At 67.0% G+C, this 17,615-nt stretch carries 16 protein-coding genes; 5 read left to right on the plus strand and 11 right to left on the minus strand.

The features are described from left to right. Positions 1-181: 181 nt before the first annotated feature. The 4 genes from dxs to ACFWP0_RS09910 all read right to left on the minus strand — a co-directional run bounded on the left by dxs (position 182) and on the right by ACFWP0_RS09910 (position 4,220). Complete coding sequence (gene dxs / locus ACFWP0_RS09895; RefSeq protein WP_377841601.1) at positions 182-2,044, minus strand: 1-deoxy-D-xylulose-5-phosphate synthase; 1,863 nt, start codon at positions 2,042-2,044, stop codon at positions 182-184. A gap of 53 nt (positions 2,045-2,097) precedes the next feature. Further along, positions 2,098-3,009 (minus strand): polyprenyl synthetase family protein, encoded by a 912-nt coding sequence (locus ACFWP0_RS09900; RefSeq protein ID WP_377841603.1) that lies wholly within the window; start codon positions 3,007-3,009, stop codon positions 2,098-2,100. Positions 3,010-3,016: 7 nt separating this feature from the next. After that, positions 3,017-3,283, minus strand: coding sequence for an exodeoxyribonuclease VII small subunit (locus ACFWP0_RS09905; protein WP_377841605.1), 267 nt, complete (start codon positions 3,281-3,283; stop codon positions 3,017-3,019). An 82-nt stretch (positions 3,284-3,365) separates the two neighbouring features. Then, positions 3,366-4,220, minus strand: coding sequence for an IclR family transcriptional regulator (locus ACFWP0_RS09910; RefSeq protein WP_377841607.1), 855 nt, complete (start codon positions 4,218-4,220; stop codon positions 3,366-3,368). 171 nt (positions 4,221-4,391) lie between these two features. Here ACFWP0_RS09910 and ACFWP0_RS09915 point away from each other — a divergent pair, with 171 nt between their 5' ends. From ACFWP0_RS09915 to ACFWP0_RS09925, 3 genes are all read left to right on the plus strand, one after another. Further along, positions 4,392-5,360 (plus strand): Bug family tripartite tricarboxylate transporter substrate binding protein, encoded by a 969-nt coding sequence (locus tag ACFWP0_RS09915; protein WP_377841609.1) that lies wholly within the window; start codon positions 4,392-4,394, stop codon positions 5,358-5,360. A 215-nt stretch (positions 5,361-5,575) separates the two neighbouring features. Continuing rightward, the gene (locus ACFWP0_RS09920) at positions 5,576-6,586 is read left to right on the plus strand and encodes an acyltransferase (RefSeq protein ID WP_377841610.1); all 1,011 of its coding nucleotides are present in this window, start codon (positions 5,576-5,578) and stop codon (positions 6,584-6,586) included. A gap of 278 nt (positions 6,587-6,864) precedes the next feature. After that, the gene (locus ACFWP0_RS09925) at positions 6,865-8,010 is read left to right on the plus strand and encodes an aromatic ring-hydroxylating dioxygenase subunit alpha (protein ID WP_377841612.1); all 1,146 of its coding nucleotides are present in this window, start codon (positions 6,865-6,867) and stop codon (positions 8,008-8,010) included. Positions 8,011-8,085: 75 nt separating this feature from the next. Here the strand turns inward: ACFWP0_RS09925 and ACFWP0_RS09930 are convergent, their stop codons facing one another. The 5 genes from ACFWP0_RS09930 to ACFWP0_RS09950 form a co-directional block, all read right to left on the minus strand. Next, the gene (locus ACFWP0_RS09930) at positions 8,086-9,216 is read right to left on the minus strand and encodes a TIGR03364 family FAD-dependent oxidoreductase (protein WP_377841613.1); all 1,131 of its coding nucleotides are present in this window, start codon (positions 9,214-9,216) and stop codon (positions 8,086-8,088) included. Between the two features lie 30 nt (positions 9,217-9,246). Continuing rightward, positions 9,247-10,269: a putative 2-aminoethylphosphonate ABC transporter substrate-binding protein gene (locus ACFWP0_RS09935; protein WP_377841614.1), complete on the minus strand. Its 1,023-nt coding sequence runs from the start codon at positions 10,267-10,269 to the stop codon at positions 9,247-9,249. 123 nt (positions 10,270-10,392) lie between these two features. Next, entirely contained in the window at positions 10,393-11,223 is an 831-nt protein-coding gene (gene phnX, locus ACFWP0_RS09940; RefSeq protein ID WP_377841616.1) for a phosphonoacetaldehyde hydrolase, read from the minus strand. 17 nt (positions 11,224-11,240) lie between these two features. Beyond that, positions 11,241-12,980 (minus strand): putative 2-aminoethylphosphonate ABC transporter permease subunit, encoded by a 1,740-nt coding sequence (locus ACFWP0_RS09945; protein WP_377841867.1) that lies wholly within the window; start codon positions 12,978-12,980, stop codon positions 11,241-11,243. Between the two features lie 25 nt (positions 12,981-13,005). Then, positions 13,006-14,079, minus strand: coding sequence for a putative 2-aminoethylphosphonate ABC transporter ATP-binding protein (locus tag ACFWP0_RS09950; RefSeq protein ID WP_377841617.1), 1,074 nt, complete (start codon positions 14,077-14,079; stop codon positions 13,006-13,008). A 147-nt stretch (positions 14,080-14,226) separates the two neighbouring features. Here ACFWP0_RS09950 and ACFWP0_RS09955 point away from each other — a divergent pair, with 147 nt between their 5' ends. Together ACFWP0_RS09955 and ACFWP0_RS09960 are read left to right on the plus strand one after the other, a co-directional pair. Beyond that, positions 14,227-15,090 carry a LysR family transcriptional regulator gene (locus ACFWP0_RS09955; protein ID WP_377841869.1) on the plus strand — a complete coding sequence of 288 codons (864 nt, stop codon included), beginning with the start codon at positions 14,227-14,229 and terminating at the stop codon, positions 15,088-15,090. A gap of 53 nt (positions 15,091-15,143) precedes the next feature. After that, positions 15,144-15,713 carry a phosphonate degradation HD-domain oxygenase gene (locus tag ACFWP0_RS09960; protein WP_377841618.1) on the plus strand — a complete coding sequence of 190 codons (570 nt, stop codon included), beginning with the start codon at positions 15,144-15,146 and terminating at the stop codon, positions 15,711-15,713. A 54-nt stretch (positions 15,714-15,767) separates the two neighbouring features. Here the strand turns inward: ACFWP0_RS09960 and ACFWP0_RS09965 are convergent, their stop codons facing one another. Further along, complete coding sequence (locus tag ACFWP0_RS09965) at positions 15,768-16,619, minus strand: sulfurtransferase (RefSeq protein WP_377841620.1); 852 nt, start codon at positions 16,617-16,619, stop codon at positions 15,768-15,770. Positions 16,620-16,657: 38 nt separating this feature from the next. Further along, a complete protein-coding gene (locus ACFWP0_RS09970; protein ID WP_377841621.1) occupies positions 16,658-17,512 on the minus strand; it encodes a DMT family transporter in 855 nt (284 codons plus the stop codon). Positions 17,513-17,615: the final 103 nt, after the last annotated feature.

Below are 17,615 nucleotides of genomic sequence, written 5' to 3' on the forward strand. Positions count from 1 at the left end.
TTACCTGTCTAGGCAATCAGTCGTGAAAACGCACGGGCCTAGTAATCTTGAGAGGCGCTCATTATCGCCTATACGCCCGCAACCGCCAGGGAAAACCCTTCTATTCGTAGGTTAGCGGGGCCGGAACAGTGTGTTTCATTCTTGTGGACGAAGGCGGCAGCCCTCGTCCACAAGTAGGGGGTCAGCCCAGCAGATCGGCATAGCGGGCGCGGATCGACTGCTCGATGCCGGCGGCGTCCAGGCCAATGCCGGCCAGGAGCGCCGATTGCTCGCCGTGGTCGATGAATTCGTCCGGCAAGCCCAATTGCAGCACGGGAATCAGCACCCCCGCCGCGCTCAGCACCTCCAGCACGGCGCTGCCCGCGCCGCCCATGATGGACGCGTCTTCCACGGTGACGAGCGCATCGTGCCGGCTTGCCAGGTCCAGGATAAGTTCGCGGTCGATCGGCTTGACGAAGCGCATGTCGGCCACGGTGGCGTCCAGTTTCCCGGCCGCGCCCAGCGCCGCCTGGACCAGCGTGCCAAAGCCCAGGATGGCGATCTTCCGGCCTTCGCGGCGAACCTCGCCGCGGCCCAGCTCGACGGCATCCAGGCCGGCGCCTTCCTGGGCGCCGCAGCCCGCGCCGCGCGGATAGCGCACGGATGCGGGGCCCGGATGCTGATAACAGGTGGTGAGCAGCAGGCGCGTTTCGCTTTCGTCCGAGGGCGTGGCGACCACCATGTTGGGCACGCAGCGCAGGAAGGCGATGTCGTAGTTGCCCGCATGCGTGGCGCCGTCGGCGCCCACGATGCCGGCGCGGTCCAGCGCGAACGTGACATCCAGGTTCTGCAGGGCGACGTCGTGGATGAACTGGTCGTAGCCGCGCTGCATGAAGGTGGAGTAGATGGCGACGACGGGCTTTTGCGCTTCGCAGGCTATGCCCGCGGCAAACGTCACGGCGTGCTGCTCGGCGATGCCCACATCGAAATACCGCTGCGGGAAACGCTTTTCGAATTCCACCAGCCCGCTGCCTTCGCGCATGGCGGGGGTGACGGCGACCAGGCGCGAATCCTGCTCGGCCGTGTCGCACAGCCACTGGCCGAACACTTGGGTGAACGTGCGCTTGCCCGGCGCCTTGGACTGCTGGATGCCGACGGCCGGATCGAACTTGCCCGGGCCGTGATACAGCACCGGATCGGCCTCGGCCAGCTTGTAGCCCTGCCCTTTCTTGGTCACCACATGCAGGAACTGCAGGCCTTCCAGGGCCTTCAGGTTCTGCAGGGTGGGAACCAGCGCATCCAGGTCGTGGCCATCGATGGGGCCGACGTAGTTGAAGCCGAATTCCTCGAAGAGCGTGGCCGGCGTGACCATGCCCTTGGCGTGCTCTTCGAAGCGGCGCGCCAGTTCAAGCACCGGCGGGACGTGCTGCAGCACGGCGCGGCCCACGTTCTTGGCCGCGGCATAGAAGCGGCCCGACATCAGCCGGGCCAGGTAGCGGTTCAGCGCCCCCACCGGCGGCGAGATCGACATGTCGTTGTCGTTCAGGATCACCAGCAGGTTGATGTTGGGCGTGACGCCTGCATTGTTCATGGCCTCGAACGCCATGCCGGCGGACATCGCGCCGTCGCCGATCACCGCGATGTGCTGGCGCTGCACGCCAGCGTTGCGCGAGGCGACCGCCATGCCCAGCGCCGCCGAGATGGAGGTGGAGGAATGCGCGGTGCCGAAGGCGTCGTATTCGGACTCGCTGCGCTTGGGAAAGCCCGAGATGCCGCCCTGCTGGCGCAGTTTGGCCATGCCGGCTCGGCGGCCGGTCAGGATCTTGTGCGGATAGGACTGGTGGCCCACATCCCAGACGATGCGGTCGTGCGGCGTGTCGAACACCTGATGCAGCGCCAGCGTCAGCTCGACGGTGCCCAGGTTGGACGACAGGTGCCCGCCCGTTTTGGATACCGACTCCAGCACGAAGCCACGCAGCTCGTCCGCGAGCTTTTTCAGCTCGCGACGATCCAGGCGCTTGAGGTCTGCCGGGGATTGAATGCGGTCCAACAAATCTGTCGTCATGCTTTTATGTGGTTCGTTGACCCGGCCTGCATTCAGGCCGGGCTTGTCACGGATCAGCGGTCTCGGAGAACGATGAAATCGGCCAGCTGGGCCAGGCGCGCGCCCGCGTCGCCCAGCGGCGCCAGCGCATCCAGGGCGGCTACGCGCAACTCTTCGGCAAACGCGCGCGCCTCGGAAAGCCCCAGCAGCGATACATACGTGGGCTTGTTCTCGGCCGCGTCCTTGCCCGGCGTCTTGCCCAGGCTGGCGCTGTCGGCGGTCACGTCGAGAATGTCGTCGACCACCTGGAATGCCAGCCCCATGGCCTGCGCGTAGGCGTCCAGCGCCTGGCGCGATGCCGAGCTGGCGCCCGCGACGATGCCGCCCAGCGCCACGCTGCACGCGAGCATAGCGCCGGTCTTCATGCTGTGCATCATTTGCAGTTCATCGCGCGACAGCGAATGGCCGACGCTGAACAGGTCGATGGCCTGTCCTCCCGCCATGCCCTGGCTGCCGGCGGCGCGCGCCAGCGACTGCGTGGCCTGCACGATCAGCGCGGGCGCGATCGGCATGGAGGCCAGCAGATCGAACGCCAGCGGCTGCAGGGCATCGCCCGCCAGCATGGCGGTGGCTTCGTCGAACTGCACGTGCACGGTGGGGCGACCACGGCGCAGGACGTCGTCATCCATGCAGGGCAGGTCGTCATGGACCAGCGAATAGGCGTGGATCAGTTCCACGGCGGCCGCGGCGCGGTCCAGCGAGGCTTCGATGGCCAGGACGCTGCCGCTGACCGGGCAGGCCTGCCCGGCGGCATAGACCAGGGCGGCGCGAACGCGCTTGCCGCCGCCGAGGACGGCGTACCGCATGGCTTCGTGCAGGCGCGAGGGCAGCACGTCCGCCGGAGGAAGAAGGTCGTCGAGCACGTCTTCGACGTGTCGCGCACGGCCTTGCAACCACTCCGGAAAGGCGAGTTGTGTTTGCTTCATCGGGTTCTTATTCGTCATCCAGCGCGGCAGGATCCAGCGGACGCAGCAGGTCGCCTTCCAGGACCTTGACCTGTTGTTCGGCCTGCGCCAAGCGGTCTTGGCAGACCCGCGTGAGCGCCACGCCGCGCCGATAGGCGGCCAGCGATTGCTCAAGCGGCAACGAGCCGTCTTCCATGGCCGCAACCAATGATTCCAGCTCGGCCAGGGCCGTTTCGAAATCCTGGGGCAAGGGACGGTCGTCAGTCTGCGGATCAGCTTGTGTGGGTTTGGCCAAACGGGTCTCCGAGGGCGCTAGGGGTGGATCAATCCGTGAATTGTACGAGATAGCCACGCCCGGCCGGGATGCGCGCCGCGTCTCAGCCCGGCGCCCCCGCCAGGCCCGCGATCGCGGCCCTCAGGGCCGGCGCCACGCGGGCGCGCAGGTCCGGCTCTTCCAGCAGGCTGGCGGGCCCTCCGCAGCTCATGACGAACACGCCTTCGCCCGTGATGGACGCGAACGGGACGGCGACCGCATTGATGCCCGATTGCCATTCGCCAATGGCAAAGCAGCAGCCCGATTCCCGCAGTTCGGAGCGAGCGCGCTCGATCGCCGTGGCCGCCGGGGCCGCCTGGCCCAGGCGCGCCAGGACGTCCGCACATTCCTCTTGCGGCAGGCTGGCCAGGTAGGCGCGGCCCATGGCGCTGTCCAGGCTGGCGCGGTAGCCGACAGGCAGCCGCAGATAGAGGGCGGAGGAACCGTGGATGGCTTCGACGTAGGTCATCGCGTCGCCGTCGAAGGCGCCCAGGGCGACCGCGCCCCCGGTGTCGCGGGCCAGGTCGGTCATCGAGGCCTTGGCCAGTTCGCGCACTTCCAGCCCGGCGAGGAGGCCAAACCCCAGCGCCAGGACGCCATAGCCGGGCGAATACTTGCCGGTGTCCGGGTGATAGCGCAGGTAGCCCAGCTCGGTCAGCGTGTAAGTAATACGGCTGATGGTGGGCTTGGGCAGCCCGGTCAGGCGGGCCAGGTCCAGGTTGCCCAGCGCCGCCACGCCATGGCGGAAGCATCTCAGCACATCCAGCCCGCGGGCGAGCGCCGTGATGAAGTCCGGGGAATTGGCGCCCTCGCCCGCGCCTGGCGCGCGCTTGCGGCGCGCCGGGAGGCTGAGCTCAAGCTTGTCGTCCGGCTTGGCGGGAGGGCGCGCGATGCGCCTGGCGTCAGAAAAAGATTGCATTTCTATTCGCTTCGTTTTTATAGTTTATTTCGAAGACCAAAATTAAATTCCAATACATGGAATTTAAAACATCCAAGGAGACCTGGCAAGCCGCCGCGATGCGACCCATCGCAGCCCAGCCAAGCCAGGCCCGGCGATCCACTCTCGACCATGCGTTTTCAAGGGGAAAACATGATACGCACCAGCTTCAAACTGCTCGCCACCCTGCTGCTCAGCGCCGCATCGCTGGGCGCCCAGGCCGACACCTATCCGTCCCGGCCGATCAAGGTGATCTCGCCCTTCCCGGCGGGCGGCGCCACGGATGTGCTGACGCGCGTCCTGGCCGAGCGCATGGCCAAGACCCTGGGCCAGCCGATGATCGTCGAGAACAAGGCGGGCGCCGGCACTTCCATCGGCGCCGCTTTCGTCTCTCGCGAAACGCCGGACGGCTACACCATCTTGATGGCCACCAACTCGACGCTGGTCACCAACCGCTACCTGTATAAGGAACTGCCCTACGACCCGGACAGTTTCGCGCGCATCGGCATGGTGGGCGTGGGCCCGCTGGTCCTGCTCTCCAGCCCCAAGCGCCCGTTCAACAGCACCCAGGACGTCGTCGCCTACGCCAAGCAGAACCCGGGCAAGCTGACCTTCGCCACGTTCGGCGCCGGCACCTCGTCGCACCTGGCCGGCGAACTGTTCAAGGAGCGCGCGGGCATCGACATCCTGCACGTGCCCTTCAAGGGCGCAACCCAGGCCTTGCCCGCGCTGATCAGCGGCGACGTGGACCTGTTCTTCGACATGGTCGCCACCGGCATGCCGCAGGCCGACGCCGGCAAGGTCAAGGTATTCGCGATCACCAGCCCGTCGCGCCTGGCGACGCAGCCCAAGCTGGGCACGCTGGCCGAACAGGGCTACCCGGCATTCGACATGACGGCCTGGTTCAGCTTCGTCGCGCCCAAGGGCACTCCCGCCCCCGTGCTGGAAAAGCTGCAGTCGGCCTTGACCGAGACCTTGCAGGACGAAGCCGTGAAAAAGCGCATGCTGGACATGGGCATCGACCCGCGCTCGGGCACGGCGGCCGAACTGGACAAGCAGATCAAGACCGAACAGCCCATCGTGTCGCAACTGATCAAGCAGGCCAACATCGTCCTGCAGTAGGAACGCGCCTTCACGCCCCGACGGTTTCGTGACAAAACGTTCGCGGACCCGCCGGCCCGCGACGCAGCGGCCCGTCCCCCTATCGCGGGCCGCCTTTTCCACCGGCAGCGCCAACCCGGGCCCTGTCGGTTTTTTACGCCTGGCCTAACCCCTGGATACAGAAATCGGGGCCGTGTCGCTGCTAAGGTGAAAAGCAAACACCCAGCGGGAGCCCGATGCCTTACACCGAAGACCGATATTCCCGCCTGGACGCCGCCCGCTGGCTGGCCGCCGTGGCCGTGGTCCTGCTGCACAGCGCGGCGCTCATCGTGAGCGACCCGGCCGCGTATGGCGGCGGCGCCTGGCTCGCCGCCAATCTGTATGACTCCGCCGCGCGCTGGTGCGTGCCGGTCTTCGTGATGGTCAGCGGCGCCTTGCTGCTGGATCCCGACAAGCCCCACGACGCGCGCCGGTTCTACAGCAAACGCATGGCCCGGATCTGCGCCCCTCTGCTGTTCTGGACCCTCTTCTACCTGGCATGGCGCACCGGACTGGACTGGTGGGATGACGGCCGCATCGATTTTTCGTTCTGGCCGCGCAAGGTCGCCCAAGGCGAGCCCTACTACCACCTCTGGTACCTGTACATGATCGTGGGCCTGTACCTGTTCGCCCCGCTGGTCCGCCTGCTGTATGCGCGCAGCGCCCCCCGGGCTCGCGTGCTGTGGGTGGTGGGCATTCTGGGCGTGGCGATCCTGGACGCGCTGTATCGCCGCGCGCTCGGCGCGCCTCACGGCTTTTTCCTGACGTGGTTCCTCCCCTATCTGGGCTACTTCGTCGCGGGCCGCCTGATTTTCGACGGCGAGATGCGCATTCCGCGCCCCGGCCTGATGCTGGCCGCCAGCGTTGCCGCCACCGCACTGGGCGTGACCGTCATGTCCAACGGCCACGCGCTGGACACCTATTTCTATGACTACTTCAGCCTGACCGTGCCGTTCATGTCGCTGGCCGCGTTCCAGTGGATCGTGTCCTCGCCCCGGCTGCCCAGGCTGGCCTCGCTGGCGCCGCTGACGTTCGGCGTCTATCTGATCCATCCGGTGTTCCTGGACGTGGCGCGCCGCGCCGGCGCCTTCTCCGGCGGGCAGCGCGATGCCTGGGCCGTGCCCTTGCTGACGATGGCGGTGTTCGCGCTGTCGGCGGCCAGCAGCTGGTTGCTAAGGCGCCATCCCGCCACGCGCAAGCTCGTCTGAAAGACCTACGCACCGAAGGGTTAATCGGGTTTTGCGCCTGGCCAAACTCGCCCCCTGGCAGTTGCGCCAGCCTTGCCCGATCTACACGGGCGTGGGGAAGGCCCTTGGGGTACAATTCACGGCTTATTTGATCGGCCAGACACCGATTTTTCTTCGCGCCAGAACGGATTTAGCCAGGCTCAAATTCTTGAACAAGCCCTGAACAAAATCTTGGCTTGAACAAATGCGCTTGGCAAAGCTCAAACCGTCCTGGCTTTTTTATCCGAGCGGAGGGAATCATGACCGACATCGGTCGGATGGCACATGTCGTGCCAGCTCGCACCCAGCTACCCGTCAGCGCGTATTTTGACGAAGCCCTCTTTGCCCGCGAGCAAGAACTCATTTTCAAGCAATCCTCGCAATACGTCGGCCACCAGAAAGTGGTGCCTGAAGTCGGGGATTGGCGTACGTTGGTACAGGAAAGCGGAGGGCGCGCGCTGGTTCGCAACCAGCAAGGCGTCGAACTCATCTCAAATGTCTGCCGCCACCGTCAGGCATTGATGCTTGGCGGCGAAGCCGGCAATGTGGCCGGCAACTGCAACACGCACGGCAATCTGAAGGCCACCGGCGGCAACATTGTCTGCCCGCTGCATCGCTGGACGTACAACAACCAGGGCGAGTTGTTGGGCGCGCCTCAGTTCGAGACCACGCCCTGCATGAATCTGCAGAAGTTCCGCCTGCGGGATTGCCATGGTCTGCTGTTCGAAGGCCCGCGCGATCCGGCCGCCGACATGGCGCCGCTGTTCTCGCGTCCCGAGTTCAACTTCGGCGACTATGTGCTGGACCACGTCGAAGTGCATCAGTGCAACTACAACTGGAAGACCTTCATCGAGGTCTACCTTGAGGACTATCACGTCGGTCCGTTCCACCCCGGCCTGGGGCGCTTCGTCACGTGCGACGACCTGGCCTGGGAGTTCAACGACTGGTACAGCCTGCAGAAGGTGGGCGTCCACAATGCGCTGGCGCAGCCGGGTTCGGATGTGTACAAGCAATGGCACGACCGCCTGCTGTCGTTCCGCGACGGCGACGCCCCGGATTTCGGGGCGGTCTGGGTCACGTACTTCCCGACCCACATGATCGAGCTCTACCCGCACGTGCTGGTGCTGTCCACGCTGTACCCGAAGGGTCCCCAGGAAACGGTGAACGTCGTCGAGTTCTACTACCCCGAGGAGATCGCCGCGTTCGAGCGCGAGTTCGTCGAGGCGCAGCGCGCGGCCTACATGGAAACGGCCATCGAAGACGATGAGATCGCCGAACGCATGGATGCCGGCCGCAAGGCCCTGATGCTGCGCGGCGTGAACGAAACCGGGCCGTACCAGTCGCCGATGGAAGACGGCATGCAGCATTTCCATGAGTGGTATCGCCGCATCATGCAAGAGCTGTAGGCCGGCTCGTCCCGCAGCAAAGGCAAAGGGCCTCGCGATCGCGAGGCCCTTTTCATTGCGCTGCGCCGGCGGAACTCAACGCCCCGTCACGCCCGCCACCGTGCGTTCGCCGATAGCCAGCCCCACCGTCATGCCCACGCCGGAGTGCATGACCGCCACGGTGGTCGCCGCGTCCACCGGCAGCACCGAGAACGGCGCCGGGCCGTGCGCGCCATACACGCCCTGCCAGCGCTCCAGCACCCGCAGCCGCGCGCCCAGGGCCTGCGACGCGAGATCCAGCATGGCGTTGTCGACGGCCTCGTCGTTGAACGGCGGCGCGTCCTGCCCATAGCGGTGCGAGTCGCCGATGATCAGCTCCCCGTACGGCGTGGGGCTGATCAGCAGGTGGATGCCGTTCTCCAGCAGCATGGGCGTGCGCTCCTGGATCACGCCGCGCAACGCCTGCGCCGAGGGCAGATCCGAGAACGCGCCGTAATGCACGCAGGACAGGCCCGTCAGCAACGGGCGGTCCAGCGCGATCGGGTTCGTCTCGAACGCCGCTCGCAGCATCTGCAGGCGAGTGACCTCCAGGTCCAGCGGCGCAAAGCGCTCGGGCAGCAAGGTCAGGTAGTCATGGCCCGGGCAGACAAAGACGTGCGCGCCCTTGAAGTCGCCGGCCGTGGTGCCGACCTCGCCGTTCTCCACCGCACGCGCCAGCGTTCCCGTGATGAACGCGACGCCCAGCGAGCTCTCCAGGTAGCGCGTGATGGCGGGCAAGGCCTCGCGCGAATAGATCTGCAAGTCGTCCTGGCCGCGCAGCGCCATGCAATGATGGGCCAGCTGGCCGCCGTACAGGCCCGCCACGTCGCGGCCGGACAGCAGTTCGGCGCGATACCCTTCCTGCCGCATGCGCGTATCGGCAAACTCCTGCAGCACGTCGGCCTCGTCGGCATTGCGCGCCAGCACCAGCGCGCCGTTGGCCCGCACGTGAAAGCCCGCCTTGCCGGCCAGCTCCAGCCACAGTTCGCGGGCCTGCAGGGCGTGCGACAGCATCATGCCGGGCGCCTGGCCAGTCACGATGACCTGGCCAAAGTTGCGGACCGTGGCCCCATGCGCCTGGCGGCTGCGCTCGATCACGGCCACCGACAGGCCGCGCTTGGCGGCCGCCCAGGCGTGCGCGATGCCCAGCATGCCCGCGCCCACCACGATTACGTCGAAATTTTTCATCTTCGGAACACTGCCAGAGGGATTGCGGGCTTACTTCTTCTTCGGCTCGGACTTGCCGTCGTAGCGCTTGGTCCATTCGGCGATGATGCGTTCGCGGTTCGTGGCCGCCCACGTGAAGTCGTTCTTGATCATGCGCGTGGTCAGGTCGGCCGGCAGGTTCGGGTTGACCGTCGCGATCGACGGAATCGCCAGCACCGCGAAGTTGGCCTTGTACAGTTCGTTGGCCTCGCGGCTGGCCGAGAAGTCGGCCAGCTTGCGCGCGGCTTCCAGGTGCTTCGTGCCCTTCATGATGGCGGTGGCTTCGACTTCCCAGCCCAGGCCTTCCGACGGAAACACGGCTTCGACCGGCGCGCCGTCGGCCTTCAGCTTGGCGGCGCGGTAGTCGAACGACACGCCGATCGGGAATTCGCCGGCCGCGGCCATGTTGCACGGCTTGGAGCCCGAGTGCGTGTACGAACCGATGTTCTTGTGCAGCGCGTCCATGTAGGCCCAGCCCTTTTCTTCGCCGAAGATCTGCAGCCACGCGCTCACGTCCAGGAACCCCGTGCCCGAGGACGCCGGGTTCGGCATGACGATCTTGCCGGCGTACACGGGCTTGGTCAGGTCCTGCCACGACGTGGGCTTGGGCAGCTTCTGCTTTTCGGCCTCGATGGTGTTAAAGCAGATGGCGGCGGCGTAGCCGTCCATGCCGACCCACGACGGCTCGGCCTTGGCGTCGCGCATGTTCGCGGCGATCTGGTCCAGGCCCTTGGGGGCGTAGGGCTGCAGCATGCCTTCCTTATCCATCAGGCCCAGCGCCGTGCCGGCCAGGCCCCAGATCACGTCGGCCTTGGGGTTGCCTTTTTCCGCCAGCAGCTTGGCGGCGATGATGCCGGTGGAGTCGCGCACCCACTGGATCTTGACGTCGGGATTGGCCTTCTCAAACGCGGCCTGGTAGACCTTGATCTGGTCGGCTTCGAGCGCCGTGTAGACGGTCAGCGTGGTCTCGGCGGAGGCGGCGCCCATCACGCCCGTCAGGGCGGCGGCCAGTGCAAGCAGCTTGTAGCGATTCATGAGGAACTCCGTGGGTGAGCGGAAAAAAGGGTGAAGAAAGTCCCCGCGGCCGGCGGATGGCGGCCGCGGTATGCGTTGCGAATGAATGAAATGCCCCGGGGACCCGGGCAAGAAGCGTCTAGGTCAGGGGCGTTGGCCTCGCGCCAGGCGGGCTTCGATGTCGGTAATCACGGCCGGCAGGTCGGCCACCGTATCGATCAGGTAATGCGCCGGGACGGACGACAGTTCCTGGCTCGCGGCGGCGCGCGCGCGCTCGCGGCCCGCCTCGTCCAGGCTCAGGTATTCGTCCAGCGTCAGGCCGGCGGCATTGCCCGACAGCAGCAGGCCCACTGTCCACATGCCGGCGCGGCGCCCTTCCTCGATGCCCGGGGCGGTGTCGTCGACCTTGATGCAGGCGGCCACGTCGGACAGGCCCAGTTCCACCACGTTCTTTAGCGCCATGGCGGGCGCGGGACGCGCGCGCGGCACGTCGTCGCTGGCGACGATGCAGTCAGGCTCCAGCCCTTCCGAGGCGGCGCGCTCGACCACGCGGCGCATGACGCTGTCTGGATAGCCCGAGCACGAGCCGATCTTCAGGCCGCGCTGGCGCAGCGCGCGGAGCAGCTCGGCCGCGCCGGGAATCGCCGCCGAATACTGCGCGACCTTTTCCAGTTGCATCGGCAGGAAGCGTTCATAGATGGCGGTCACGTCGTCGTCGCCGGGCAGGCGGCCGAACTGGGCCTGGTACTGGCTGGCGATGGCAGGCTGGTCGCACAGGGCGCGGATGTGGTCCCACTTGCCCATGCCCATCGGGCCGCGGGCTTCCTTCAGCGACACTTCCATGCCGAACTGCGAGAAGGCATCGACGAACACCTTGGTGGGCGCGAAGGAACCGAAGTCGACCAGCGTGCCGGCCCAGTCGAATATCACCGCTTCAAGGCGGACAGGCAAAGGCGTAACAGTCATGGGGATCATCCTTGAAAAATTGTCGGTCAACGGGCCACGGGGCGGCGCCAGGCCTGGCTGCGCGCCACCAGCGCGCGGCTGGCCAGGTGCAGGACCAGCGCGGCGGCGGCGGAACTGGCCATGATCACCGTGCACATGGCGGCGGCCGGTCCGATGAAGCCGGCGTCATCCATGTTAAGCACGGCGACGGCGGCCAGCACCGTGGACGGGCTGTACAGGAACACCACGGCCGACACCGTCGTCATGGCGGAAACAAACAGGTAGCGGGCGACATCCAGCGCCGCCGGCAGGCACATCGGCAGGGTCACGCGCAGGAATGTCGTCATGCGCGGCACCTTCAGCGAGGCGGAGGCGGCCTCGAACTCGGGATCCAGCGCGTTCAAGGCGGTGGCCGCGGTCAGGTGCGCGCTGGTATAGAAGTGGACGACCGTGCACAGGATCAGCAACGGCATGGTTCCATACAGCACGTTCAGCGGGTTCATGAGGCTGTTGAAGAAGAAGATGTAACCCAGGCCCAGCACCAGTCCGGGGACCGCCATGGGCATCAGCGCCAGCATGCCCGCCATGCCGCGCAGGCCGCGCGCCACGGCGCCGCGGGACGGCACCTTTTCCATCATCCAGGCGCCCACGAAGACCACGATGGTGCCCAGCACGGCCGTGCAGAACGCCAGTTGCAGGCTGTTGCGCCAGGCCAGCCAGCCGCCGCCGTCCATGTTGTCGAAATCGTAGGAACGCAGCGACATCGAGAGGTTGTAGGGCCACATCTTCACGAACGAGGCCCATACGGCCACGCCGATGATCAGCAGCAGGAAGGCCGCCAGCACCCCGGCCAGCGCCAGGAATGCAGCGTCGCGGCGGCCGTTCACGCCCGCCGCGTAGGGCTGGGCGCGGCCGCTCATCTGGGCGCCCTGGCGGGCCCGCAGCCGGCGGTCCAACACGAAGGTCAGGAGCGCGGGCAGGAGCAGGAGGATGCCGATGGCCGCCCCCTTGGGGAAATTCTGCTGGCCGACCACGGCCTTGTAGGCTTCCATGGCCAGCACGTTGTAGTCGCCGCCCACGACCTTGGGCACGCCGAAGTCCGTCACGGTCAGCGTGAACACCACGCAGCAGGCGGAGAACACCGCATAGCGCGTGCCGGGCAAGGTGACGGTCAGGAAGGTGCGCCATGGACCCGCGCCCATGGCCCGCGCGGCGTCGTACAGCCGGCCGTCCGCCAGCGTCAGGCCGGTCAGCAGGATCATGAGCGCATGGGGAAAGGTGTAGAACGCCTCGCCCACGACGATGCCCCAGAAACCATAGATGGTGGCGCCGCCGGTCAGGCCCTTGAGCAGGCCCTGGTTGCCCAGCAGGTAAACCAGCGCGATGCCGGGCAGCAGCGACGGCGCCAGCAGCGGCAGCAGCGCGACAGTGCGCAGCAAGCCCTTGCCCGGCAGCCGGGTGCGGGTCAGGCCATAGGCAAAGCCGTAGGCGCAAGGCACGACCAGCATCACAGTCACGACGCCCACGGTCAGGCTGCGCCCGACCATGGCCAGGAATCCGTCGGCGCCGATGATGCCGGCGATGACCGAGAAGCCGGCCCAGGCGCCGTCGCTGTCGGTGACGGACTTGACCAGGATGGCCGCCAGGGGCAGCGCCAGGAACAGCAGCAGGCCCAGCACCAGCGCGCCCTGCCCCAGGGTCAAGCCCAGCGAGCCGATCCAGCCCGGCAGCGGACGGCGGCCCAGCGCGGGCGCGGAGGGCGAAAGAACCGGGGCCGGCTCGGCCATGGCGGAGGAACGGGTCATGACCGGATCAAGCGTAGGCGCGTATCGCATGGCGCGGCAGCTCCACCCAGCAGCGGCTGGCGGCGTGAGGGCCCAGCAGGGCGTCTCCGGTTTCAGGGGACACGATGGAATGCACGGTGGCGCCGGGCACGCCTTCCAGGCGCAGCGCCAGGCGGTAGCCGCGGCCCAGGAACACGCCGTCCAGCACGTCGGCCAGCATGGAGTTGGGCTCTTGCGGCCGAGCCATGCTGACTCGCACGGCTTCGGGGCGCACAAAGAGCTTGCCGGCCTTGGCGTCCAGCGCCTCGTCCACCGCCAGCTCCTGGCGGCCGACGCGGGCGCGATGAGCGTCGATGCGCTCGAACGGCAGCCAGTTCGCCTCGCCGACGAAATCGGCGATGAAGGCGGAGCCCGGCTGGCGATAGAGTTCCCGCGGCGTGCCGTACTGCTCGATGACGCCGCCGTTCATCACGGCGATGCGGTCGGCCATCACCATGGCCTCTTCCTGGTCATGCGTCACCATCAGCGTCGTGATGGACAGGCGCTTTTGCAGGGCGCGCAGTTCGATCCGCAGATGCTCGCGCACGCGGGCGTCCAGCGCGGACATGGGTTCGTCCAGCAACAGCAGCGACGGCGACGGCGCCAGCGCGCGCGCCAGGGCCACGCGCTGCTGCTGGCCGCCGGAGATCTGTCCCGGATATTTGTCCGCCGCGCCGGCCAGGCCGACCAGGGTCAGCATTTCCTCGACGCGGCTGGCGACGTGGGTGCGATGGGCGCGCTTGCCGCTCAGGCCGTAGGCCACGTTCTGGGCCACGGTCAGGTTGGGAAACAGCGCGTACGACTGGAACAGGATGCCGTAGTCGCGCTCTTGAGGCTCGGCGCACGAGATGTCCCGGCCCGACAGCACGATGGCGCCGCTGTCCTGGCGCTCCAGCCCGGCAATGGCGCGCAGCAATGTCGTTTTGCCGCAACCCGACGGTCCCAGCAGGCAAACCAGCTCTCCGGCGCGTATATCCAGGGAAACGTCGGCCAGCGCCGTATGGCTGCCGAATCGCTTCACAAGATTCTGCACTGATAGAAAGGCGGTATCGCGTTGGGGCATGGTGCCTCCGGTCTGGGAACGAAGGCAGTATGGAAGCCGCGTATTGAGTGTTTATGACACTTCGCGCAAATGCAGTAATAAAAACATCAAATTATTTTGGTGTACTGGCGGTCTTGCGCATTGCGTCCACCTGCCATCCCCACCATCGTGCTTGTCGCCGAACTCAAATCCTTCTACGCCGTGGCTCGCTGCGGCACCGTCACCAAGGCCGCCGCCCAGCTGGGTGTCAGCCAACCCACGGTGACGGGGCAACTGCGCCAGCTGGAGTCGCGCTACGGCATCGAACTGTTCCACCGCCAGGGCCGGGGCATGCGGCTGTCGGATGCGGGACAGAACCTGATGCCCATGGTGGAAAAGCTGGTGCAGCAGGAAACCGAGATCGATTTCCGGCTGCGCGACGCCAGCGACCTGCGCGAGGGCAACCTGCGCATCGGCGCCACCGGCCCCTTCTACATCATGGATACGGTGCGCCGATACAACCAGCGCTATCCCGGCATCGACCTGACCGTAACGATCGGCAACTCGCAGACCATGCTGCAGGCGCTGCACGACTACCGCATAGAGATTGCCACCTCATCCTTTCTGATGGATGACAAGCACCTGTACCGCCGGATGATCGCCGCCGACCCGATCCGCGTCGTGACGCACCGCAGCCATCCACTGGCCCGGCGCGGCCAGGTCCGCCTGGCCGACCTGGCCGAGCACGCCCTGCTCTTGCGCGAACCCGGTTCGATGACGCGCCAGCTTACCGAGGACGCCCTGCAGGCGGCCGGCGTCGCGGTGCGCCGCACGCTGGAGATCGGCAGCCGGGAATCGATCCGGCAGGCCATTCTTTGTGAACTGGGGGTCAGCCTGATCCCTTCGCGCGAGATCCCGTCCCATCCCGACCTGGCGGCCCTGGACATCCAGGACGCCGGCATCGTGATGCATGAATACCTGTACTGCCTGCGCGAGCGCCAACCGGTGCAGCTTATCGCGCGCTTTCTGGAGATGGCGCCGGCAGCCGGCTGACCGCTAGCGGTCACTGCCCGCCTCTTCCCCTTGCGGCCACTCAGGAGACAACCATGGCCTTGACCTTGCAAGATATCGAACAGCTCTTCCTGGAACGCGGGCACCGTTCCTATCATGGCGAATCCGTCAGCCATTTGCGGCATGCGCTGCAAACGGCGGCGCTCGCCGAGCGCCACGGCGCCAATGCCCACCTCATCACCGCTTGCCTGCTGCACGACCTGGGCCACCTGATCGCCGACCGGCCCGGCACGCCCACGCTGCGGGGCATCGACGACAAGCACCAGTACTTCGTGCTGCCCTTCCTGCGCGGGCTGTTCAGCTCGGCCGTGCTGGACCCCATCCGGCTGCACGTCGAGGCCAAGCGCTACCTCTGCTATGTGGAGCCGCAGTACGAAGCGTCGCTCTCGGAGGACTCCAAGCGCAGCCTGGCGCTGCAGGGCGGCAGTTTCGACGCTGGCCAGGCGGTGGATTTCGCCAGCATGCCGGGCGCGCCGGACTCGATACGCCTGAGGCGCTGGGACGACATGGCCAAGGTGCCGGGGCTGGCCACGCCGCCCCTGGACCACTTCCTGGAAATCGCCGAAAGCGTCTCGGGACGGGTCAAGCTGGCCGCCATCTGGTAGCAGCGGGCGACTCCCATTGAAAAAGCCAGGGCATTGCGCCCTGGCTTTTTGCATTCATTCGCCCTTGGCCACCGGGCGGGACGGGTCGCTGCACCACTCGCTCCAGGATCCCGGATACAGGCGCGAGCCGGACAGGCCCGCGATTTCCATGGACAGCAGATTGTGGCAGGCGGTGATGCCCGAACCGCATTGGTGGACGATCGAAGCGGGGTCGCGGCCGGCCAGCAGGGCGGAAAATTCGGCGCGCAACTGCTCGGCCGCCTTGAAGCGGCCGTCCGGCTGGAGGTTTTCGCCGTTGGGACGGTTCAAGGCGCCGGGGATATGGCCGGCGACGGGATCCATGGGCTCGACTTCGCCGCGATAGCGGTTGGCCGCGCGGGCGTCGATCACGGTGAAGGACGGCTGGGCAATATTGTCCAGCACGGCCCTGGCATCCACGGAGCCGGCCAGCGGCGCGCCGGGCGCAACCGGCTTGCCCGGCTGCACGGCGGGCGCAGCCTGGGTCGTCGTCGGCAGCCCGGCGCCCAGCCAGGCCTGCCAGCCGCCGTCCAGCACGGCCGCCTGGCCATGGCCCAGCCAGCGCAGCATCCACCACAGGTGCGCGGCATACATGCCGCCGCTGGCGTCGTACGCCACCACCAGGGTCTGCGGGGTGACGCCGTGGGCGGCCATCAGCGCGCCGAATTCGGCGCGGGACGGCAAGGGATGCCGCCCATTCTTGCCGTTGCGGGCGGCCGCCAGCTCGGTCTCGTGATCCAGGTAGCGCGCGCCGGGGATGTGGCCGGCGTCGTAGGCCTGGCGGCCCGCCGCGTGATTGGTCAGGTCGTGGCGCACGTCGAACACGCGCACATCGGGCGCATCCAGGCGCGCGGCCAGGTCGGCGGCGGAAATCAGGGTCGTCGTCATTCGTTGTGCTCCTGTGCGGAATAGGGGCGGCTGCGGGCTCAGCCCGATTTGGGGTCGCGCATGGTGCGCCACACCGACAAGAGGCCCGCGGAAATGATCAAGCCCATGCCGGCCCAGGCCAGACCGTCCAGATGGTCGCCCCAGAAGCCCATGCCCAGCAAGGCCGCGAAGATGATGGTGCTGTACTGCAGCGCCGCGGTCAGCAGCGCCGACCCCATGCCGAACGCCCGCGTCATGGCCAGTTGCCCGAACAGGCCCGTCACGCCCACGCCCAGCAGCGAGAAATAGCCGGTCCAGTCCGCCTGGCCCCAGCCTTCGAACGCCAGGCCGGCGGAGCTGGACACGCATACGGCCACCGAGAAGAACAGCACGGTGCGCCATTCAGGTTCGCCAATGCGTCCCAGTTGGCGGATCTGCATCATGGCGATCGCCGACATGGCGCCCGCGCCCATGCCCAGCAAGGCGGCCAGCCATTGGTCTTCGTTGATGCTGGGCCGCAGCACGGCGATCACGCCCAGGAAGCCCAGCGCCACGGCCACGATGCGCACCGGGTCGCGCTGCGCGCCGCCCCAGCCCAGCATCCAGCAGGCGATGAAAAGCGGCGCCGTGTAGTTCAGGCTGGTGGCGGTGGCCAGGGGCAGGTGGGAGATGGCGAAAAAGCCGAGCCACATCGATGTGACGCCGGACAGGTTGCGCCATATATGCAGCTTCCAGCTGGTCGGAACGATGGACTGGCGGCCGGCGCGGGCCCAGAGCAGCAGCAATACGACCGAAGGCAGGCCGCGGAACAGCACCACCTGCGGCAGCGACGCGCCGTGTTCGGTGCCGAGCTTCACGAACGACCCCATGATGGCGAACATGGCGGACGCCAGCAACATCCAAAGTGCCTGCATGGGGCTCTACGCTAAGGGAAAAGTGAGGAGGAATAAGGGAAAGCGATACTATACTCTTCGTCACCGGGAGCGGTGCCGGCGAGTCGGGGAACTGGCGGGCCGC

This window comes from Achromobacter sp. NPDC058515, assembly GCF_042721735.1.
GTDB lineage: Bacteria > Pseudomonadota > Gammaproteobacteria > Burkholderiales > Burkholderiaceae_B > Achromobacter.

Coding starts and splice junctions, on each gene's coding strand:
- ACFWP0_RS09970 (WP_377841621.1), bottom strand. CDS start 17,512: ATGCAGGCACTTTGGATGTTGCTGGCGTCCGCCATGTTCGCCATCATG.
- ACFWP0_RS09945 (WP_377841867.1), bottom strand. CDS start 12,980: ATGGCCGAGCCGGCCCCGGTTCTTTCGCCCTCCGCGCCCGCGCTGGGC.
- ACFWP0_RS09965 (WP_377841620.1), bottom strand. CDS start 16,619: ATGACGACGACCCTGATTTCCGCCGCCGACCTGGCCGCGCGCCTGGAT.
- ACFWP0_RS09960 (WP_377841618.1), top strand. CDS start 15,144: ATGGCCTTGACCTTGCAAGATATCGAACAGCTCTTCCTGGAACGCGGG.
- ACFWP0_RS09920 (WP_377841610.1), top strand. CDS start 5,576: ATGCCTTACACCGAAGACCGATATTCCCGCCTGGACGCCGCCCGCTGG.
- dxs (WP_377841601.1), bottom strand. CDS start 2,044: ATGACGACAGATTTGTTGGACCGCATTCAATCCCCGGCAGACCTCAAG.
- ACFWP0_RS09915 (WP_377841609.1), top strand. CDS start 4,392: ATGATACGCACCAGCTTCAAACTGCTCGCCACCCTGCTGCTCAGCGCC.
- ACFWP0_RS09910 (WP_377841607.1), bottom strand. CDS start 4,220: ATGCAATCTTTTTCTGACGCCAGGCGCATCGCGCGCCCTCCCGCCAAG.
- ACFWP0_RS09935 (WP_377841614.1), bottom strand. CDS start 10,269: ATGAATCGCTACAAGCTGCTTGCACTGGCCGCCGCCCTGACGGGCGTG.
- ACFWP0_RS09930 (WP_377841613.1), bottom strand. CDS start 9,216: ATGAAAAATTTCGACGTAATCGTGGTGGGCGCGGGCATGCTGGGCATC.
- ACFWP0_RS09950 (WP_377841617.1), bottom strand. CDS start 14,079: ATGCCCCAACGCGATACCGCCTTTCTATCAGTGCAGAATCTTGTGAAG.
- ACFWP0_RS09900 (WP_377841603.1), bottom strand. CDS start 3,009: ATGAAGCAAACACAACTCGCCTTTCCGGAGTGGTTGCAAGGCCGTGCG.
- phnX (WP_377841616.1), bottom strand. CDS start 11,223: ATGATCCCCATGACTGTTACGCCTTTGCCTGTCCGCCTTGAAGCGGTG.
- ACFWP0_RS09925 (WP_377841612.1), top strand. CDS start 6,865: ATGACCGACATCGGTCGGATGGCACATGTCGTGCCAGCTCGCACCCAG.